The following is a 17,464-nucleotide window of genomic DNA, read 5'->3' on the forward strand; positions in this document are numbered from 1 at the left end:
TGCGCCGACCTGATAATTGCGAGTCGAACTCCAATCTTGAGCTCAACACAAATCGGCTCCCTCTCCCTTGGGAGAGGGCTGGGGTGAGGGGCGCAGACGACGCCATATCAAGCCGAGCGCCAATCCCTCTCACCTCACATCAGCAAACGCAGGATTTCCGGCATCATCGTCATCGCCGCCAGATTGTTGATCACCAGCATGTCGATCAATTTCAGCGCAAGGAAGGCGAAGATCGGCGACAGGTCCAGGCCGCCGAGGTTCGGCAGGAAACGACGGAACGGTGCCAGCGCCGGTTCACAGATCTGGTTGACCAGTTCAGCGCCCGGATTGTGGCTGCCCGGTGCGACCCACGACAGGATCACGCTGATGATCAGGGCGAAGAAGAAGATCTTCAGGAACAGCGCGGTGACGCCGATCAGCGACCAGATCACCAGTTGCAGCGGGTTGCCAGTGGTGCCGTAGGTCAGCAGCAGGGTCAGCGCCATCAGCAGCAGTTGCACCAGAATCGCCAGCACCAGCGACGACATGTCGAGGCCGAACAGGCTCGGGATGATCCGGCGCAAAGGCTTGAGCAGCGGCTGAGTGGCCTTGACCACGAACTGGCACAGCGGGTTGTAGAAGTTCGCCCGCACCAGTTGCAGGACGAAGCGCAGCAGCACGATCAGCAGGTACAGGCTGCCGAGGGTTTGCAGCACGTAAACCGCTGCGGTGTTCAATCCGATCATGTAAGGCTCCTTTATTTGCCCAGTTGTTCGGCCATTTCGGCCGAGCGGTGCGCGGCGGCGCCGAGTGCGGTTTCAACCAGCGCTTCGAAGCCGCCAGCCTGGAATGATTTGATCGCAGCTTCCGTGGTGCCATTCGGCGAGGTCACGCGGCGACGCAGTTCGGCGGCGTCGACATCGCTGGACACCGCCATGTGCGCGGCGCCCAGAGCAGTCTGCACGGTCAGTTGCTCAGCGATCTCTTTTGGCAGGCCAAGTTTGACGCCGGCGGCGGTCATGGCTTCGATCAGCAGGAAGAAGTACGCCGGGCCGGAGCCGGACACTGCGGTGACTGCGTCCAGTTGCTGTTCTTCTTCCAGCCACAGCGCAATGCCGACGGCGGACAGCAGCTCTTCGGCTTGCTGGCGCTGCTCGGCGCTCACTTCGCTGGTCGCGTACAAACCGCTGACACCCTGACGCAGCAGCGCCGGAGTATTGGGCATGCAGCGCACGATTGGCTGTTCGCCGAGCCACGCGGTCATGCTCGCGCAGGTGATGCCGGCGGCGATCGACACCACCAGTTGGTTGGGCTTGAGGCTCGGGCGAATCGCCTCGCACACGGCTTTCATCGCCTGGGGCTTGACCGCCAGCACGATGACATCGACGCCGTCGATGGCCTGGGCGTTGTCAGCGAAGGTTTCGATGCCGTGTTCGGCGCTGACCTTGGCGCGGGTGTCTTCGCCCGGATCGCTGGCGCGGATCTGCGCCGCTTCCAGACCTTTGGCGCGCAAGCCGCCAATCAGACTGGCCGCCATGTTGCCCGCACCGATAAACGCAATACGTGTGTTGCTCATGTGTGGTCCTTATCTGGAAACGTTCAAGACTGGGAATAATCTCTGGCGCCAAACAGCGCGGTACCGATCCGCACCCAGGTGGCGCCTTGGGCGATGGCCGACTCAAGGTCGTGGCTCATGCCCATGGACAGTGTGTCGAGCGGCAGAGCGAGGCTCGCCTGCAATGCCTGTACGGCGGCGAAGGCAGCGTCCTGTTCAGCGCGCTCCTCGGTCGGCTCGGGAATCGCCATCAGTCCGCGCAGTTTCAAGCGTGGCAGCGCGCTGATGGCCTCGGCCAGCGCTGGCAGATCGGCCGGGGTGCAACCGGATTTGCTCGCCTCGCCGCTGACATTGACCTGAATGCAGATGTTCAGTGGCGGCAGTTCGGCCGGGCGTTGTTCGGACAGGCGTTGGGCAATTTTCAGACGATCCACGGAGTGCACCCAGTCGAAATGCTCGGCAATCGCGCGAGTCTTGTTCGATTGAATGGGGCCGATGAAGTGCCAGATCAAGGGCAGGTCGGCCAGCTCCAGCTGTTTGCCCAAGGCTTCCTGCAAGTAGTTCTCGCCGAAGTCGCGCAGGCCGGCGGCGTAGGCTTCCCGCAGGGCCTGGGCGGGTTTGGTCTTGCTCACGGCGAGCAAATGGATGCTGTTTTCGTCGCGGTGCGCAGCTTTCGCCGCTGCCTGGATGCGCGAACTAACCTGAAGGATGTTGTCTGCTATCGTGGACATCAAGAGGCGCCGGCGGTCTGTAGGTTCGCGGCATTCTACTGGAATTGAGGGACGCTATGGATATCACTGAACTGCTGGCCTTCAGCGCCAAACAGGGCGCTTCCGACCTGCACCTGTCGGCCGGCCTGCCGCCGATGATCCGTGTCGATGGTGACGTGCGACGGATCAATCTGCCGGCGCTGGATCACAAGCAAGTGCACGATCTGATCTACGACATCATGAACGACACCCAGCGCATCGAATTCGAGAAAAATCTGGAAACGGATTTTTCCTTCGATGTACCCGGCGTGGCGCGCTTTCGGGTCAACGCCTTTAACCAGAACCGTGGCGCCGGCGCGGTGTTCCGCACCATCCCGTCGAAAGTGCTGAGCATGGAAGACCTCGCCATGGGCGATGTTTTCCGCAAGATCACTGATGCGCCGCGCGGTTTGGTGCTGGTCACCGGGCCGACCGGCTCCGGCAAGTCGACCACGCTGGCGGCGATGATCGATTACCTCAACACCCATCGCCATCACCACATTCTCACCATCGAAGACCCCATCGAGTTCGTCCATGAATCGCGCAAATGCCTGATCAATCAGCGCGAAGTCCACCGCGATACGCGCAGCTTCGCCACCGCACTGCGCTCGGCCCTGCGTGAAGACCCGGACGTGATTCTGGTTGGCGAGATGCGTGATCTTGAAACCATTCGCCTGGCGTTGACCGCCGCCGAGACCGGGCATCTGGTGTTCGGCACGCTGCACACGACCTCGGCGGCGAAGACCATCGACCGCGTGGTGGATGTGTTCCCCGGCGACGAGAAGTCGATGGTCCGTTCGATGCTGTCGGAGTCGTTGCTGGCGGTAGTGTCGCAGACGTTGATCAAGAAGATCGGCGGCGGGCGGGTGGCGGCGCATGAAATCATGCTCGGGACCTCGGCGATCCGTAACCTCATTCGCGAGGACAAGGTGGCGCAGATGTATTCAGCGATTCAGACCGGTGGGTCGTTGGGCATGCAGACACTCGATATGTGCCTGAAGGATCTGGTCACCAAGGGCTTGATCAGCCGCGAGCATGCACGCGAGAAAGCGCGTACGCCTGATAATTTCTGAGGGTCGCTGGTGCGGCTGCCGGCCTTTTCGCGAGCAGGCTCGCTCCCACATCAAACCGCATTCCTTCAGCTGGAATGCATTCTTCTGTGGGAGCGAGCCTGCTCGCGAAAAGGCCGGTACTGCTGAAGCTGATTCAGGAGATCAAACAACTCAGCGCTGGACTACGCGCATCTGCTGTTGTTCTTTCGGCAACACGCGCTTGGCGACGACGTAATGCTTTTCCCAGTACGGCTTGTTCAGCGTGTCGATGCTCACCGCTTTGCCACGGCGCGGGGCGTGGATGAAGCGGTCGTTGCCCAGGTAGATGGCAACGTGATTGACCCGACGGCTCTTGATGTTGAAGAAAATCAGATCGCCCGGCTTCAGATCCTTGCGCTCGACTTTCTCGCCGTGACCGCTGGCCATGGCGTTGGAGGTGCGTGGCAGGTCGAATGTAGCGTCGTTGAACGCGTATTTCACCAGACCGCTGCAATCGAAGCCTTTACTTGGGCTGCTGCCGCCCCAACGATAAGGTGTACCGAGGACGTTTACCGCACGGCTCAGCACATTGCTGCTTTCCTTGCTCGCCATCGGTGGCACCAGCTTGCTGCGGCTCTTGCTGCTCAGCGTGGTGGTCTTGCTCTTGCTGCTTTTGCTCGAAGGAGCCGAAGCATGGGATTTTGGGGTGAAGCCGTTGACGTTAGGAAGACGTTGCTCACGATTGGTGGCGTGGGCGGCCAGTGGCATTAATAGGCAAATAGTCAGCCATGTCTTGAAAAATGGTCGCATTAGGCGTGGCTCATAAGTGATAGCGCGCAACTTTATAACAGCTTTTTTTGCCGTTCCGAGGCCGTTCATCGATTCATTCCGCCGGCTACGGAACCAAAAACGCTCAAAAAGTACGCAATTGTCCGACAGAAGTCAGGTTCTACAAGGGTTTCGCGCTAGCAACGGTAACATTTGCCATACGTCGGCCACCTGTAAAAAAGTCACAAAGAAATGAAGAATATTTATCTATCGAGTGCAATGAGGTCTTAATGAACAGCTATCAGCTCCCCCGCGTGAAAGAAAAAGACACTCACAGCAAAGTCATCGGCTACCTGCTGTGGATTTTCGGATTCACTGGCGCGCACCGCTTTTATTACGGCAAACCGGTGACCGGGACGATCTGGTTCTTCACCTTCGGTTTGCTGGGGATTGGCTGGCTGATCGACCTGTTTCTGATCCCGGCGATGGATCGCGAAGCGGATCTGCGCTTTGCCGCCGGGCCGATCGAGTACAACGTCGCGTGGATTCTGCTGACTTTCCTCGGTGTGTTCGGCGTGCACCGGATGTATCAGGGCAAATGGATCAGCGGCCTGCTGTATCTGCTGACCGGCGGGTTGTTCTTTATTGGTGTGCTGTATGACTTCTGGACCCTGAACGATCAGGTGTCGGTGCGCAACGCGCAGAATCGCGGCGCCTTCCAGTAAGTAGTGGCGAGGGGATTTATCCCCGTTGGGCCGCGAAGCGGTCCTGAATCCGAGAACGCGGTGGATTTGTTCCACCGCGTGCAATGGCTTCGCGACTGCTACGCAGCCGAACGGGGATAAATCCCCTCGCCACAATCTCCCTCAGCAGTAAGTCATGCCTGGTGAGTAATCCGCCCATCCACCAGCGTATAGCGCACCACGCCCGGCAGACTGTGGCCGATGAACGGGCAGTTCTCGCCCTTCGACAGCCAGTGCTCACCAGCCACCGTCGATGCCTTCGGATCGAACAGCACGATATCCGCCGCACCACCTACCGCCAGTTTGCCCGCCGGCAGACGCAGCGCTTCGGCCGGGCCTGCGCTGAGACGTGCCAGCAGCGTCGGCAAGTCGAGCAAACCATCCTCAACCAGCGTCATCGCCAGCGGCAGCAGCAACTCAACACTGCTAATGCCCGGCTCGGTCGCGCCGAACGGTGCCAGTTTGGCGTCGCGCTCGTGGGGCTGGTGATGACTGGAAATGGCCGAGACCACCCCGGACTTCACTGCCTCACGCAGGCCATCGCGGTCGGCACGGGTGCGCAGCGGCGGTTGCACGTGGTAGAGGCTGTTGAAGTCGATCAGCGCTTCGTCAGTCAGGATCAGCTGATACAACGCAACATCCGCCGTTACCTTCAAGCCACGGGCCTGCGCCTGAGCAATCAGCGCCACACCGCGCGCACTGGTCAACTGGCTGAAGTGCGCACGCACGCCGGTCTGCTCGACCAGTAGCAGATCGCGAGCCAGCGCCACGGTTTCGGCGGTTTCCGGGATGCCCGGCAGGCCTAGGAAACTGGCGACCGCGCCTTCGTTGGCGAGACCGCCCTCGGCCAGATCGTGATCCTGCGAGTTGAAGATCACCGTCAGGTCGAAAGTCGCCGCGTATTCCAGCGCCCGGCACAGGGTGCGGCTGTTGCGAAAGCTTTCCAGACCGTTGCCGAACGCCACGCAACCGGCGTCGCGCAGCGCGACCAGTTCGGCCAGTTGCTCGCCATCGAGACCTTTGCTCAGCGCGCCGATCGGGAACACCTTGGTGTTGCCGGCTTCGCGGGCGCGGTCGAGGATCAGTTCGGCCACAGCGGAGGTGTCGAGCACCGGTTTGGTCTTCGGCGGGCAGCACAGGCTGGTCACGCCACCGGCAGCAGCGGCGCGGGTTTCGCTGACGATCGAGCCTTTGCGGCTGTAGCCCGGCTCGCGCAGGGCAACGTTGAGGTCGACCAGGCCAGGCGCGGCGACCAGACCTTGGGCATCGATGGTTTCCACTGCGCTGAAACCGGCCGGTGCGGCGCCGAGCGCGACGATCTTGCAGGCTTCAACGTGGATGTCGGTGATTTGATCCAGGCCGCTGCTGGGATCGATGACGCGTGCGCCGAGAATGCTGAGCTTCACTGGGCGTTCTCCTGCTCGAATTGACGTTGCGCAGTCTGCCCGCTCATGGCCATGGACAGCACAGCCATACGAATCGCGATGCCGTAGGTCACTTGATTGAGGATCACCGAGTGCGGGCCGTCGGCCACCGCCGACTCGATCTCCACGCCACGGTTGATCGGCCCCGGGTGCATGACGATGCAATCGGGTTTGGCCCCGGCCAGACGTGCGGTGGTCAGGCCGAACAGGCGATAGAACTCGCCTTCGCTGGGCAGCAGGCCGCCGGTCATGCGCTCACGTTGCAGACGCAGCATGATTACCACGTCGACGTCTTTCAGGCCTTCAGCCATGTCGGTGTAGACCTTGACGCCGTATTGCTCGATGCCGATCGGCAGCAGGGTTTTCGGCGCGATCACGCGGATGTCCGGGCAGCCAAGGGTTTTCAGCGCGAGCATGTTCGAGCGCGCCACCCGCGAATGCAGGATGTCGCCGACGATCGCCACCGAAAGGTTTTCGAAACCGCCCTTGTGCCGACGGATGGTGAGCATGTCGAGCATGCCCTGGGTCGGGTGCGCATGCCGGCCGTCGCCGCCGTTGATGATCGCCACCTGCGGGCAGACATGCTCGGCGATGAAGTGCGCCGCGCCCGAGTCGCCGTGGCGCACGACGAACATGTCGGCGGCCATCGCTTCAAGGTTGCGCAGGGTATCGAGCAGCGTTTCACCCTTGCTCGCCGACGATGTCGACACGTTCAGGGTGATCACGTCTGCCGACAACCGTTGGGCCGCCAGTTCAAACGTGGTGCGGGTGCGCGTGGAGTTTTCGAAGAACACGTTGCACACGGTCTTGCCGCGCAGCAACGGGACCTTCTTCACCGCCCGGGCGCCGACTTCAAGGAACGAGTCGGCAGTGTCGAGGATTTCCGTCAGCAACTCGCGGCGCAGGCCGTCGAGCGAGAGGAAGTGGCGCAGCTGGCCCTGATCATTGAGCTGCAGCGGGCGCTTGGTATCTAGAGGCGTCATCGCGAGGGGGACTCTCAATAGGGCGGATTAAAGGGTGACGTCTTGCAGTTCGAGCGTCAGCGGTTCGGGGCCGGACAACTTGACCCGCTGGTTGCCGGCCAGGGTCAGGGTGGCGCCGACCACGTTCGGGCGGATCGGCAGCTCACCGGCGTCCAGGTCCAGCAGGCAGACCAGGGTGACGCTGGCCGGACGGCCATAATCGAACAGTTCATTCATGGCGGCGCGGATGGTCCGACCGCTCATCAGCACGTCGTCGATCAGCACCAGATGCTGGCCTTCGATCTCGAAGGGCAGGGCGGACGGGCGCACTTGCGGGTGCAGGCCGTTCTGGCTGAAGTCGTCGCGGTAGAAGGACACATCCAGCGTGCCCAGTGGCGCATCGCTGTTCAGTTCCTTGAGCAGCGCCTGCGCGACCCAGATGCCGCCGGTGCGGATGCCGATGTAACGCGGTTCGCTGATGTCACGCTGGGCAAGGTGCGCCTTGAGGCGGGTCGCCATCTGGCTGATCAGATCGGCGGGATTGGGCAGGCTCATGGTTGCTCCTTCGTGATTCCGTGCTGCGTCCTGCCGGACGAAGCTCGGTTTATAACCAAAAGAAAAGCGCCGAAGCGCTTGTCAGGATTCAAACAATGCAGTGTTTTCATCGAGCCAGCCCTGCAGCAACAGGGCGGCGGCGATGGCGTCCACCGGGTTGTCGCGGTAACTGCCTTTCTGCCCGCCACGCACCAGTCGCTCGCCCTTGGCTTCGAAAGTGGTCAGGCGTTCGTCGTGGGTATAGAAGGGCAGGTTGTAGCGGCCGTTCAGGCGGCGGGCGAATTTCTCCGCGCGTACGCACATCTCACTGGGCGTGCCGTCCATGTTCAGCGGCAGGCCGACCACTACGGCGTCGGGTTTCCATTCTTTTATCAGCGCTTCGACCTGATCCCAGTTCGGCACGCCATTCTGTGCTTTGAGGGTGCACAGCTCGCGGGCCTGGCCGGTGATGACCTGGCCGACCGCGACGCCGATCTGTTTGGTGCCGTAGTCGAAGCCGAGAATCAGGCGCAGGGCCATCAGGCGTGACCTGCCTGGCTGGTGAGAAGATTGAGATCGATGCCCAAGTGCCGCGCTGCTGCTTCCAGGCGCAATTCGCTGCGAGTGTTGAAGAGGATGTCGGCGTTGAACGGGCAGGTCAGCCAGGCGTTGTCGGCCAGTTCGGCTTCCAGTTGCCCGGCTTCCCAACCGGCGTAACCGAGGGTGATCAGGCTCTGCGCGGGGCCGACGCCGTCAGCGATGGCAAACAGCACGTCCTGCGAAGTCGACAGGGCCAGGTCGCCGTCCAGCTGCGCCGTGGCCTGGAAGGTCTGGCCCGCCGGGTGCAGGACGAAACCGCGATCGGTCTGCACCGGCCCGCCGATGAAGATCGGCACATCCTGGCAACGCGCCGGCGGCTCGATGTCCGGGCGCAGCTGCTCGAGGATGTCGGCCAGGTTCAAGTCTTGCGGCCTGTTGACCACCAGCCCCATCGCGCCATTGGCCGTGTGCTCGACGATGTAGGTCAAGGTGTGGGCAAAGTTCGGGTCGGCCATGTGTGGCATGGCGATCAGGAAGTGATGCTTGAGGTAGCTGGGGCTGACGTTTTTCATGAGCGCTAGTGTGGCGTTCGAGGGGCGAACTGACAAGCTGGAGATGCTGACAACAACACAGATCCATTATTGGAACAGAGCTTTTGTGGCGAGGGGATTTGCTGTGGTGAGGGAGTTTATCTGTGGTTAGGGGATTTATATGTGCTAAGGGAATTTATCTGTGGTGAAGGGATTTATCTGTGGCAAGGGGATTTATCTGTGGCGAGGGGATTTATCCCCGTTGGGGCGCGAAGCGCCCCTGAATCGCTTGATGGGTTCTGCCTGACACTCCGTATGGAATGGTTTTGCGGCTGCTGCGCAGCCGAGCGGGGATAAATCCCCTCGCCACAGATAAATCCCCTCGCCACATAAATATTCAGTTGCTTGAGAGCTTGTCGCCCCGGGCAAATTTCCAGGTGCGGATGATTTCCAGGCGGTCGATGTCCGACAGATCGCCGGTAAACGGTGCAAACGGCGCGGCCAGGCGGACGATGCGCTGCGCCGCCTGATCGAGCAGCGGCTGGCCGGAGGATTCCAGCACCAGCACTTCATACAGCGAGCCGTCGCGATTGATCGAGACCATCAGGCGCAAATTGCCGTAGATCTGCTTGCGTCGGGCTTCTTCGGGGTAGTTGAGGTTGCCGATGCGCTCGACCTTCTTGCGCCAGTCATCCTTGTACCAGGCGCCCTTGTCGCGCATGGTCGAAGCCGCGCTCAAGCGGTGGATGCGCGGGCGTTTGGCGTACAGCTGTTGTTCCTTGGCCAGCTCTGCTTCGAGGCTGGCGATGTCGCTGGACAACTGCGAGCTGTCGAACACCGGCGCGTCGACGGTCGGTTTGACTTCGGTTTTGCTTTCTTCTTTCTTGGTCGGCGCCTTTTTCGGTTTCGGCGCGACGGTGGTCACCGCTGCCTTCGGGGCGGCTTCCTGCACGACTGGCTTGGCGGCGGGCGGCGGGGTGACCTTTTTGACCTGACTGTCCTGGAACGGCGCGATTTCGGTGGTCTTGGGCAGGGCTTTCTTGTCCAGCGTGCCACTGCCTTCCTGGTTTTCCTGAGCGAGAAAATCTGCCTTTTCCGGCTTCTTCTCGGCCTTGAAGGTGGCCAGGGTGATTTCCAGGGTTTTGCTGATCTGCTGCGGCTCGACCATGGTGAAGCCGACGCCGAGCAGCAGCGCCAGGTGAATCAGCGCCGCGAGAAACAGGGTAAAACCGAGGCGATCGGCCGGGCGCACGCCACGATGGGCGAGTTCAGCGGGCAGATCGGACGGGAGGGTCATGACAAGAAAACCAACATCGCGTTTTTCAGAGGCTGCGCATGATAACGCAATGTTGGTTTCGCGCCTTGGGCTTCACGCTTCAAGCGACAGACTGCATGTGACGTACATCAAGCTTGTGGCTTTTTGCCGGCCGCTTGCAGCTTTTGATCGATCGCATCCATCAGCATCCCGCCGATATCAGTGCCGAACGCATTGTCGATTTCACGGATGCAGGTCGGGCTGGTGACGTTGATTTCGGTCAGGTGCTCGCCGATCACGTCGAGGCCGACGAACAGCAGGCCTTTCTCGCGCAGGGTCGGGCCGACCTGTGCGGCGATCCAGCGATCCTTCTCGGTCAGCGGACGCGCTTCGCCACGGCCACCAGCGGCGAGGTTGCCACGGGTCTCGCCCATGGCCGGGATCCGCGCCAAGCAGTAGTCCACCGGCTCGCCATCGATCATCAGGATGCGCTTGTCGCCATCGACGATCGCCGGCAGGTAGCCCTGAATCATGATCTGCTGCTTGCCGTGCAGGGTCAGGGTCTCGAGGATCACCGAGAGGTTCGGGTGGCCGGCGGTGTGGCGGAAGATCGACGAACCGCCCATGCCGTCCAGCGGCTTGAGGATCACGTCACCGTGATGGTCGGCGAACTCACGCAATACGTCCGGGCGGCGGCTGACGATGGTCGGCGGCGTGCACTGCGGAAACAGCGTGGCGAACAGCTTTTCATTGCAGTCGCGCAGGCTCTGCGGCTTGTTCACCACCAGCACGCCAGCGGCTTCGGCCTGTTCCAGCAGATAAGTGGAATAGACGAATTCCATGTCGAACGGCGGATCCTTGCGCATCAGGATCACGTCCAGGTCGCTCAGCAGCTTGTCCTGCTCGGCGTCCAGTTCGAACCACTTGTCCGGGTTGGCGAAGACTTTCAGCGGGCTCATCCGCGCCCGCGCCTGGCCTTCGGCCTGATACAGGTCTTTCTGTTCCATGTAGAACAGTTCCCAGCCACGCTTCTGCGCGGCCAGCAGCATGGCCAGCGAGCTATCCTTTTTATAGGAGATGCTGGCGATAGGGTCCATGACAATCCCGACGCGAACGCTCATTGGGTTTTCCTCGAAATTTGGCTACCGGATCGGTATTGAAAAAGTGCCGCCAGAGTGGCGCCGGGCGGGTTTCGGGTCAAGGAAAAACCCGTCGATAGATTGCATCTGGAGACTGTGCTAAAAAGGCTGGCAGATCGCGCCGCCCCATGGGTTTCAAGGGTTTCAGGCCATTATTCACAGCAAAACGGACAATTTGATTCGCAAAGGCGACGGTAGAACCCTCTTATGGAACAGCAGTCCAGCGCCTTGAAGGTCATGGTGATCGACGACTCGAAAACGATTCGCCGCACCGCCGAAACATTGTTGAAGAATGTCGGTTGCGAAGTGATCACCGCCATCGACGGTTTCGATGCGCTGGCGAAGATCGCCGACCACCATCCCGGGATCATCTTCGTCGACATCATGATGCCGCGTCTGGACGGTTATCAGACCTGCGCCCTGATCAAGAACAACAGCGCCTTCAAGGCGACGCCGGTGATCATGCTGTCGTCCAGGGACGGTCTGTTCGACAAGGCCAAGGGGCGGATTGTCGGCTCTGATCAATTTCTGACCAAGCCGTTCAGCAAAGAAGAACTGCTCAACGCGATCCAGGCCCATGTTCCGGGCTTCGCCGCCGTTTTGCCGCAGTAAGACACGCACAGTGACGCTCGGCCAGCGGGCCGGCAGTCGACCAGAAAAATGGGGAAGACCATGGCACGTATCCTGATCGTCGATGATTCGCCGACTGAAATGTACAAACTCACCGGCATGCTCGAAAAGCACGGCCATGAAGTGCTCAAGGCCGAGAACGGCGCCGACGGCGTGGCCCTGGCCCGTCAGGAAAAACCCGACGCGGTGCTGATGGACATCGTCATGCCCGGCCTCAACGGTTTTCAGGCGACCCGTCAGCTGACCAAGGATGCCGACACGGCGCACATCCCGGTGATCATCATCACCACCAAGGATCAGGAGACCGACAAGGTCTGGGGCACCCGCCAGGGCGCCAAGGATTACCTGACCAAACCGGTCGACGAAGACACCCTGATCAAGACCCTGAACAACGTACTCAACGGCTGATCGCGCGATCATGAACGAATCGCTGACCGCGTTCGAACTGCTCTGGCAGATCGACCAGCGCTGCCGCCTGCTGGCAGCCGACCTGCCGTCGCAAGCGGCGCGCCCGGATCGCTGGAGCGGCATCGGCTTTCGCCTCGGCGAGCATTGGTATGTGGCGCCGATGGGCGAAGTCAGCGAAGTTCTGCATGAACCGCGCTTCACCCAGTTGCCCGGGGTCAAGCCGTGGGTCAAGGGTGTGGCTAACCTGCGCGGGCGGCTGCTGCCGATCATGGACCTGTGCGGCTTCTTCGGCCATGAACTGTCGCCGCTGCGCAAACAGCGGCGGGTATTGGTGGTGGAGCATGAAGACGTGTTCGCCGGGGTAATGGTCGACGAAGTCATCGGCTTGCAGCATTTCGAACAGGGCAGTTTCGAGCCGCTGTCGATCAGCAAGCGCCAAGGCTCCAAGGCTGAATTCGTCAAAGGCTATTTCCGCCGCGAACAGAACTGGCGGGTGTTCAGCCTGTTCGCACTGGCCAGGTCTCCGGTGTTTATGGGTGTGGCTCTATAGCAGGAACAACACAGAACCCATTGGGTGGAATGGGCCATGTGATCAGGAAAATTGTGGGTCAGACAGACCTTTGGCGAGGGGATTTATCCCCGATGGTTGGCGAAGCCGACCCAAGACCTGTATTTGAGATGTAGCCGATACAACTCAGGTTTTTGGGGCCGCTGCGCGACCCATCGGGGATAAATCCCCTCGCCACAAAATTTCTTCATCATGAGGTTGCCTCCCACAGGGATTGCAGCAGGCCTCAAAGGTGCGGGTTAAGGCGAGGACCGATGACAAAAGCAAAAACAGGCAAGTCGGCAGAAGCATCGCGCAGTCGCGCGCAGATCATCGTGCTGTTTATCGCACTGATCGTGTTCATCATGCTGCTGTTCGCCAACTTCGCGTACCTCAACACCCAGGCGAACTACGACAAGCAGTACATCGGCCATGCCGGCGAACTGCGTGTGCTCTCGCAACGCATCGCCAAGAACGCCACCGAAGCGGCGGCGGGCAAGGCGGCCGCCTTCAAACTGCTCAGTGATGCGCGCAACGATTTTGCCCAGCGCTGGGGTTACCTGAAAAAGGGTGACCCGAACACCGGCCTGCCACCGGCACCCGTCGCCGTGCGCCCGGAAATGCGCGCCGTGCAGATGGACTGGGAACGCCTGCTGAAAAACACCGACGCGATCCTCACCAGCGAACAGACCGTACTGTCGCTGCATCAAGTCGCCGCGACGCTGGCCGAAACCGTGCCGCAGTTGCAGATCGAATACGAAAAAGTCGTGGAAATCCTCCTCCAGCGCGGCGCCCCAGCGGCGCAGGTAGCGATGGCGCAACGGCAATCGCTACTGGCTGAACGCATTCTTGGCGCAGTCAACACCGTGCTCGCCGGTGACGAAAACTCGCAGCAGGCCGCCGACGCCTTTGGCCGCGATGCCGCGCGTTTCGGTCTGGTGCTCAACGGCATGTTGCAGGGCAACCCGGCGCTGAAAATCAGCCAGGTCGAAGACCGCGACGCCCGTGCGCGCTTGAGTGAAATCTCCGAGCTGTTCCAGTTCGTTTCCGGCTCCGTTGACGAAATCCTCGAAACCTCGCCAGAGCTGTTCAAGGTGCGCGAATCGGCGAGCAACATCTTCACCCTGTCGCAAACCCTGCTCGACGAAGCCTCGCACCTTGCTACAGGTTTCGAACATCTGGCCGGCGGGCGCAACACCGACACCATTGGCGGCTATGTGCTGGGCTTGCTGGCACTGGCCTCGATCATCCTCATCGGTCTGGTCATGGTCCGCGAAACCAATCGCCAATTGCGCGAGACCGCCGAGAAGAACGAGCGCAACCAGAACGCGATCATGCGCCTGCTCGACGAAATCGAAGACCTCGCCGATGGCGACCTCACCGTGACCGCCTCGGTGACCGAAGACTTTACCGGCACCATCGCCGACTCGATCAACTATTCCGTCGACCAATTGCGCGATCTGGTCGCCACCATCAACCTCACCGCGGGCCAGGTTGCCGCTGCGGTGCAGGAAACCCAGGCCACCGCCATGCATCTGGCCCAAGCGTCTGAGCAACAGGCGCAGCAGATTTCCGAAGCCTCGACAGCCATCAGCGACATGGCCGAGTCCATCGATCAAGTCTCGGCCAACGCTGCCGAATCGTCGGCGGTGGCCGAGCGTTCCGTGGAAATCGCCAACAAAGGCAACGAGGTGGTGCACAACACCATCCACGGCATGGACAACATCCGCGAACAGATTCAGGACACCGCCAAGCGCATCAAGCGCCTCGGCGAGTCGTCCCAGGAAATCGGCGACATCGTCAGCCTGATCGATGACATCGCCGACCAGACCAACATTCTCGCCCTCAACGCGGCGATCCAGGCATCGATGGCCGGGGATGCCGGGCGCGGGTTTGCCGTGGTTGCCGACGAAGTGCAACGGCTGGCCGAACGTTCGTCCGCCGCGACCCGGCAGATCGAAACCCTGGTGCGGGCGATTCAGGCCGACACCAACGAAGCGGTGATTTCCATGGAGCAGACCACCACCGAAGTGGTGCGCGGCGCGCGACTGGCGCAGGATGCCGGTGTGGCCCTGGAAGAAATCGAAGGCGTGTCCAAGACCCTCGCGGCGCTGATCCAGAGCATTTCCAACGCGGCGCAGCAGCAGACGTCTTCGGCCGGGCAGATCTCGCTGACGATGAACGTGATCCAGCAGATCACCTCGCAGACTTCGTCGGGGTCCACGGCCACCGCCGAGAGCATCGGCAACCTGGCAAAAATGGCCAGTCAGTTGCGCCGTTCGGTGTCCGGTTTCACCTTGCCGGCGGCGACAGATAAAGCGTGAGTGGAGTGGTTATGGGTGATCGGCACGACTACGTGGCCCTGGAATGGGTCAAGGGCGAAATTGCCGAAACGCTGAAGCTGGCGCATCAGGCGATCGAAGCCGTGCTCGACGATCCGCAGGCCTTCCCCGGGCTGGACGAGTGCCTGGCCTACATTCATCAGGTCCACGGCAGCCTGCAAATGGTCGAGTTCTACGGCGCAGCGTTGCTGGCCGAAGAAATGGAGCATCTGGTCGAAGCCCTGCAACATCAACGCGTGCCGCACCGCGACGAAGCCTTGCACCTGATGCTGCAAGCCTTGGGGCAACTGCCGCTTTACCTCGACCGCGTGCAGAGCGCCCGCCGCGACCTGCCGCTGGTGGTGCTGCCGCTGATCAACGATCTGCGCAGCGCTCGCGGTGAAAGCCTGCTGGCGGAAACCAGCCTGTTCAGCCCGCCACTGCCCGAGCTGGCGCCGCTCGACGACGGGGCACTCGCCGCGCTGGAACCGCCCGATCTGCCGAACGTGCTGCGCAAACTGCGGCAGATGCTGCAAATGGCTCTGGTCGGTCTGCTGCGCGAACAGGACGACCAGACTCACCTTGGCTATCTGGCCAAAGTCTTCAGCCGTCTCGAAGCGCTGAGCGGCGACGCGCCGTTGAGTCCTTTGTGGCAAATCGCCTCGGCATTGGTCGAGGGCATGCGCGAGGGCGTCATCGCCAACAGTCCGGCGCTGCGCAGCCTGTTCAAGGACGCCGACCAAGAGCTCAAGCGCCTGCTCGAGCAGGGCATCGTCGGGCTCAATCAACCGGCGCCGGCCGAGCTGCTGAAAAGCCTGTTGTTCTATATTGCCAAAGCCGAACATCCCACCGGGCAGATGCTGACCATGAAAGATCGCTACTCCCTGGACGACGCGTTGCCCGACAGCGCGATGGTCGATGAAGAACGCGCGCGCCTCGCCGGCCCCGACCGCGATGCCATGCGCTCGGTGCTGGCAGCGCTGTGCGAAGAGCTGGTGCGGGTCAAGGAGCGCCTCGATCTGTTCGTGCGCAGTGACCGCCAGCACGCTTCGGATCTGGACAGCCTGCTCGCGCCGCTGCGACAGATTGCCGACACCCTCGCGGTGCTGGGTTTCGGCCAGCCGCGCAAAGTCATCATCGACCAATTGGCGGTGGTGCTCAGCCTCGCCCAAGGCCAGCGCGAACCGAACGACGCGATCCTCATGGACGTCGCCGGGGCCTTGCTGTACGTCGAAGCGACGCTGGCCGGCATGGTCGGCACGGTGGAGACGCAAAGCGCCGAAGACGCGCGCCTGCCGACCACCGACCTGACGCAGATCCATCAGATCGTGATCAAGGAAGCGCGCATCTGCCTGCAACAGGCCAAGGACATGATCGTCGATTACATCGACGCCGATTGGGACCGCCAGCATCTGCAATCGCTGCCCGAGCTGCTGACGCAAGTACGCGGCGCGCTGGCGATGATTCCGCTGGCCCGCGCAGCGAGTCTGGTCGAGGCCTGCAACGGTTTCATTCGCGAGCATTTGATGCTCGATGCCCATGAACCGGGCTGGGAACAACTCGATCATCTGGCCGACGTGATCAGCAGCCTGGAGTATTACCTCGAACGCCTGAGCGATGATCCGCAGGCGCCCGCCGAGCATCTGCTCGATGTCGCGCAAAACAGCCTTGCCAGCCTCGGCTTCTTCGCCAACGAACAGCCCGGTGAACCGCAGGTGCCGGTGCTCGATGAGGTGCTCAGCCCCAGCGAAGCGCAGCTCATGCAGGATCTGCAAGCGCTCGACGACCCTGACGTCGTGCAGTCGCTGGCCGAAGTGCTGGCCAGCCCGCTGTCGGCGCTCAACCCGCCGGCGCGCAACAGCCCCGACAGCCTGATGCCGCCGCCGGCCGATGAAGAACCGGTCGACGATGAACTGCGCGAAGTGTTCCTCGAAGAGACCGACGAAGTCCTCGCGGTCCTCCACGAATACCTGCCGCGCTGGACCGCCAATCCCCAGGACCGCGCCGCGCTGACCGAACTGCGCCGGGCCTTTCACACCTTGAAGGGCAGTGGGCGCATGGTCCGCGCGTTGGTCCTTGGCGAACTGGCCTGGGCGGTGGAAAACCTGCTCAACCGCGTGCTCGAACAAAGCGTCGAGCCCGGCGCAGTGCTGCGCCAGTTGCTCGGCGACACCGTGTTGCTGCTGCCCGAGCTGATCAACGAATTCGCCACCCAGCGTCAGCGCCAACGCAGCGATGTCGACCAACTCGCCGCCCGCGCCCACGCGTTGGCCAAAGGCGATGAGCCGCTGGCTGCCGAAGATACCGACGACGTCGCCGCGCTTGATCCGCTGCTGCTGGAGATCTTCC

Annotated in this window: 18 protein-coding genes; 7 read left to right on the forward strand and 11 right to left on the reverse strand. The window is 61.6% G+C overall.

What is annotated here, in order from left to right:
• Nucleotides 1-134 precede the first annotated feature (134 nt).
• From OQK_RS12720 to OQK_RS12730, 3 genes are read right to left on the reverse strand one after another with little or no spacing between them, the layout of a single operon-like run.
• On the reverse strand, nt 135-725 hold the full coding sequence (locus OQK_RS12720) for a YggT family protein (protein ID WP_016772729.1): 591 nt from the start codon (nt 723-725) through the stop codon (nt 135-137).
• An 11-nt stretch (nt 726-736) separates the two neighbouring features.
• Entirely contained in the window at nt 737-1,555 is an 819-nt protein-coding gene (gene proC / locus OQK_RS12725; RefSeq protein ID WP_016772730.1) for a pyrroline-5-carboxylate reductase, read from the reverse strand.
• A gap of 23 nt (nt 1,556-1,578) precedes the next feature.
• On the reverse strand, nt 1,579-2,265 hold the full coding sequence (locus tag OQK_RS12730) for a YggS family pyridoxal phosphate-dependent enzyme (RefSeq protein ID WP_016772731.1): 687 nt from the start codon (nt 2,263-2,265) through the stop codon (nt 1,579-1,581).
• Between the two features lie 56 nt (nt 2,266-2,321).
• Between OQK_RS12730 and OQK_RS12735 the strand changes: the two genes are divergently transcribed.
• Nucleotides 2,322-3,356: a type IV pilus twitching motility protein PilT gene (locus OQK_RS12735; RefSeq protein ID WP_016772732.1), complete on the forward strand. Its 1,035-nt coding sequence runs from the start codon at nt 2,322-2,324 to the stop codon at nt 3,354-3,356.
• Nucleotides 3,357-3,506: 150 nt separating this feature from the next.
• On the opposite strand, the gene OQK_RS12740 is transcribed toward OQK_RS12735, so the two are convergent.
• Nucleotides 3,507-4,124 carry a C40 family peptidase gene (locus OQK_RS12740; RefSeq protein ID WP_016772733.1) on the reverse strand — a complete coding sequence of 206 codons (618 nt, stop codon included), beginning with the start codon at nt 4,122-4,124 and terminating at the stop codon, nt 3,507-3,509.
• Nucleotides 4,125-4,372: 248 nt separating this feature from the next.
• Between OQK_RS12740 and OQK_RS12745 the strand changes: the two genes are divergently transcribed.
• On the forward strand, nt 4,373-4,807 hold the full coding sequence (locus tag OQK_RS12745) for an NINE protein (protein WP_016772734.1): 435 nt from the start codon (nt 4,373-4,375) through the stop codon (nt 4,805-4,807).
• Between the two features lie 152 nt (nt 4,808-4,959).
• Here OQK_RS12745 and OQK_RS12750 read toward each other — a convergent pair whose 3' ends face one another.
• The 7 genes from OQK_RS12750 to gshB all read right to left on the reverse strand — a co-directional run bounded on the left by OQK_RS12750 (nt 4,960) and on the right by gshB (nt 11,191).
• Nucleotides 4,960-6,231, reverse strand: coding sequence for a dihydroorotase (locus OQK_RS12750; RefSeq protein WP_016772735.1), 1,272 nt, complete (start codon nt 6,229-6,231; stop codon nt 4,960-4,962).
• Nucleotides 6,228-7,232 (reverse strand): aspartate carbamoyltransferase catalytic subunit, encoded by a 1,005-nt coding sequence (locus OQK_RS12755; protein ID WP_016772736.1) that lies wholly within the window; start codon nt 7,230-7,232, stop codon nt 6,228-6,230. The genes OQK_RS12750 and OQK_RS12755 overlap by 4 nt, the downstream gene beginning before the upstream one ends.
• Nucleotides 7,233-7,259: 27 nt before the next feature.
• A complete protein-coding gene (pyrR, locus tag OQK_RS12760) occupies nt 7,260-7,766 on the reverse strand; it encodes a bifunctional pyr operon transcriptional regulator/uracil phosphoribosyltransferase PyrR (RefSeq protein ID WP_016772737.1) in 507 nt (168 codons plus the stop codon).
• Between the two features lie 81 nt (nt 7,767-7,847).
• Entirely contained in the window at nt 7,848-8,285 is a 438-nt protein-coding gene (ruvX, locus tag OQK_RS12765; RefSeq protein ID WP_016772738.1) for a Holliday junction resolvase RuvX, read from the reverse strand.
• Nucleotides 8,285-8,857, reverse strand: coding sequence for a YqgE/AlgH family protein (locus tag OQK_RS12770; RefSeq protein WP_016772739.1), 573 nt, complete (start codon nt 8,855-8,857; stop codon nt 8,285-8,287). The genes ruvX and OQK_RS12770 overlap by 1 nt, the downstream gene beginning before the upstream one ends.
• Before the next feature lie 355 nt (nt 8,858-9,212).
• Nucleotides 9,213-10,112 carry an energy transducer TonB gene (locus OQK_RS12775; protein WP_016772741.1) on the reverse strand — a complete coding sequence of 300 codons (900 nt, stop codon included), beginning with the start codon at nt 10,110-10,112 and terminating at the stop codon, nt 9,213-9,215.
• Nucleotides 10,113-10,219: 107 nt separating this feature from the next.
• Complete coding sequence (gene gshB / locus OQK_RS12780; RefSeq protein WP_016772742.1) at nt 10,220-11,191, reverse strand: glutathione synthase; 972 nt, start codon at nt 11,189-11,191, stop codon at nt 10,220-10,222.
• A 225-nt stretch (nt 11,192-11,416) separates the two neighbouring features.
• On the opposite strand from gshB, the gene pilG reads away from it, so the two are divergent.
• From pilG to OQK_RS12805, 5 genes are all read left to right on the forward strand, one after another.
• The gene (gene pilG / locus OQK_RS12785) at nt 11,417-11,821 is read left to right on the forward strand and encodes a twitching motility response regulator PilG (RefSeq protein WP_016772743.1); all 405 of its coding nucleotides are present in this window, start codon (nt 11,417-11,419) and stop codon (nt 11,819-11,821) included.
• A gap of 60 nt (nt 11,822-11,881) precedes the next feature.
• Complete coding sequence (gene pilH / locus OQK_RS12790) at nt 11,882-12,247, forward strand: twitching motility response regulator PilH (protein WP_016772744.1); 366 nt, start codon at nt 11,882-11,884, stop codon at nt 12,245-12,247.
• A gap of 10 nt (nt 12,248-12,257) precedes the next feature.
• Nucleotides 12,258-12,797: a chemotaxis protein CheW gene (locus tag OQK_RS12795; protein ID WP_016772745.1), complete on the forward strand. Its 540-nt coding sequence runs from the start codon at nt 12,258-12,260 to the stop codon at nt 12,795-12,797.
• A 272-nt stretch (nt 12,798-13,069) separates the two neighbouring features.
• Nucleotides 13,070-15,118, forward strand: coding sequence for a methyl-accepting chemotaxis protein (locus OQK_RS12800; RefSeq protein ID WP_016772746.1), 2,049 nt, complete (start codon nt 13,070-13,072; stop codon nt 15,116-15,118).
• Between the two features lie 11 nt (nt 15,119-15,129).
• Nucleotides 15,130-17,464: Hpt domain-containing protein (locus OQK_RS12805; protein ID WP_038860909.1), on the forward strand; the 2,335-nt coding region annotated here is incomplete at its 3' end.

The organism is Pseudomonas sp. R62 (genome assembly GCF_000257605.1).
In the GTDB taxonomy this organism is placed as follows: Bacteria; Pseudomonadota; Gammaproteobacteria; order Pseudomonadales; family Pseudomonadaceae; genus Aquipseudomonas; species Aquipseudomonas atacamensis.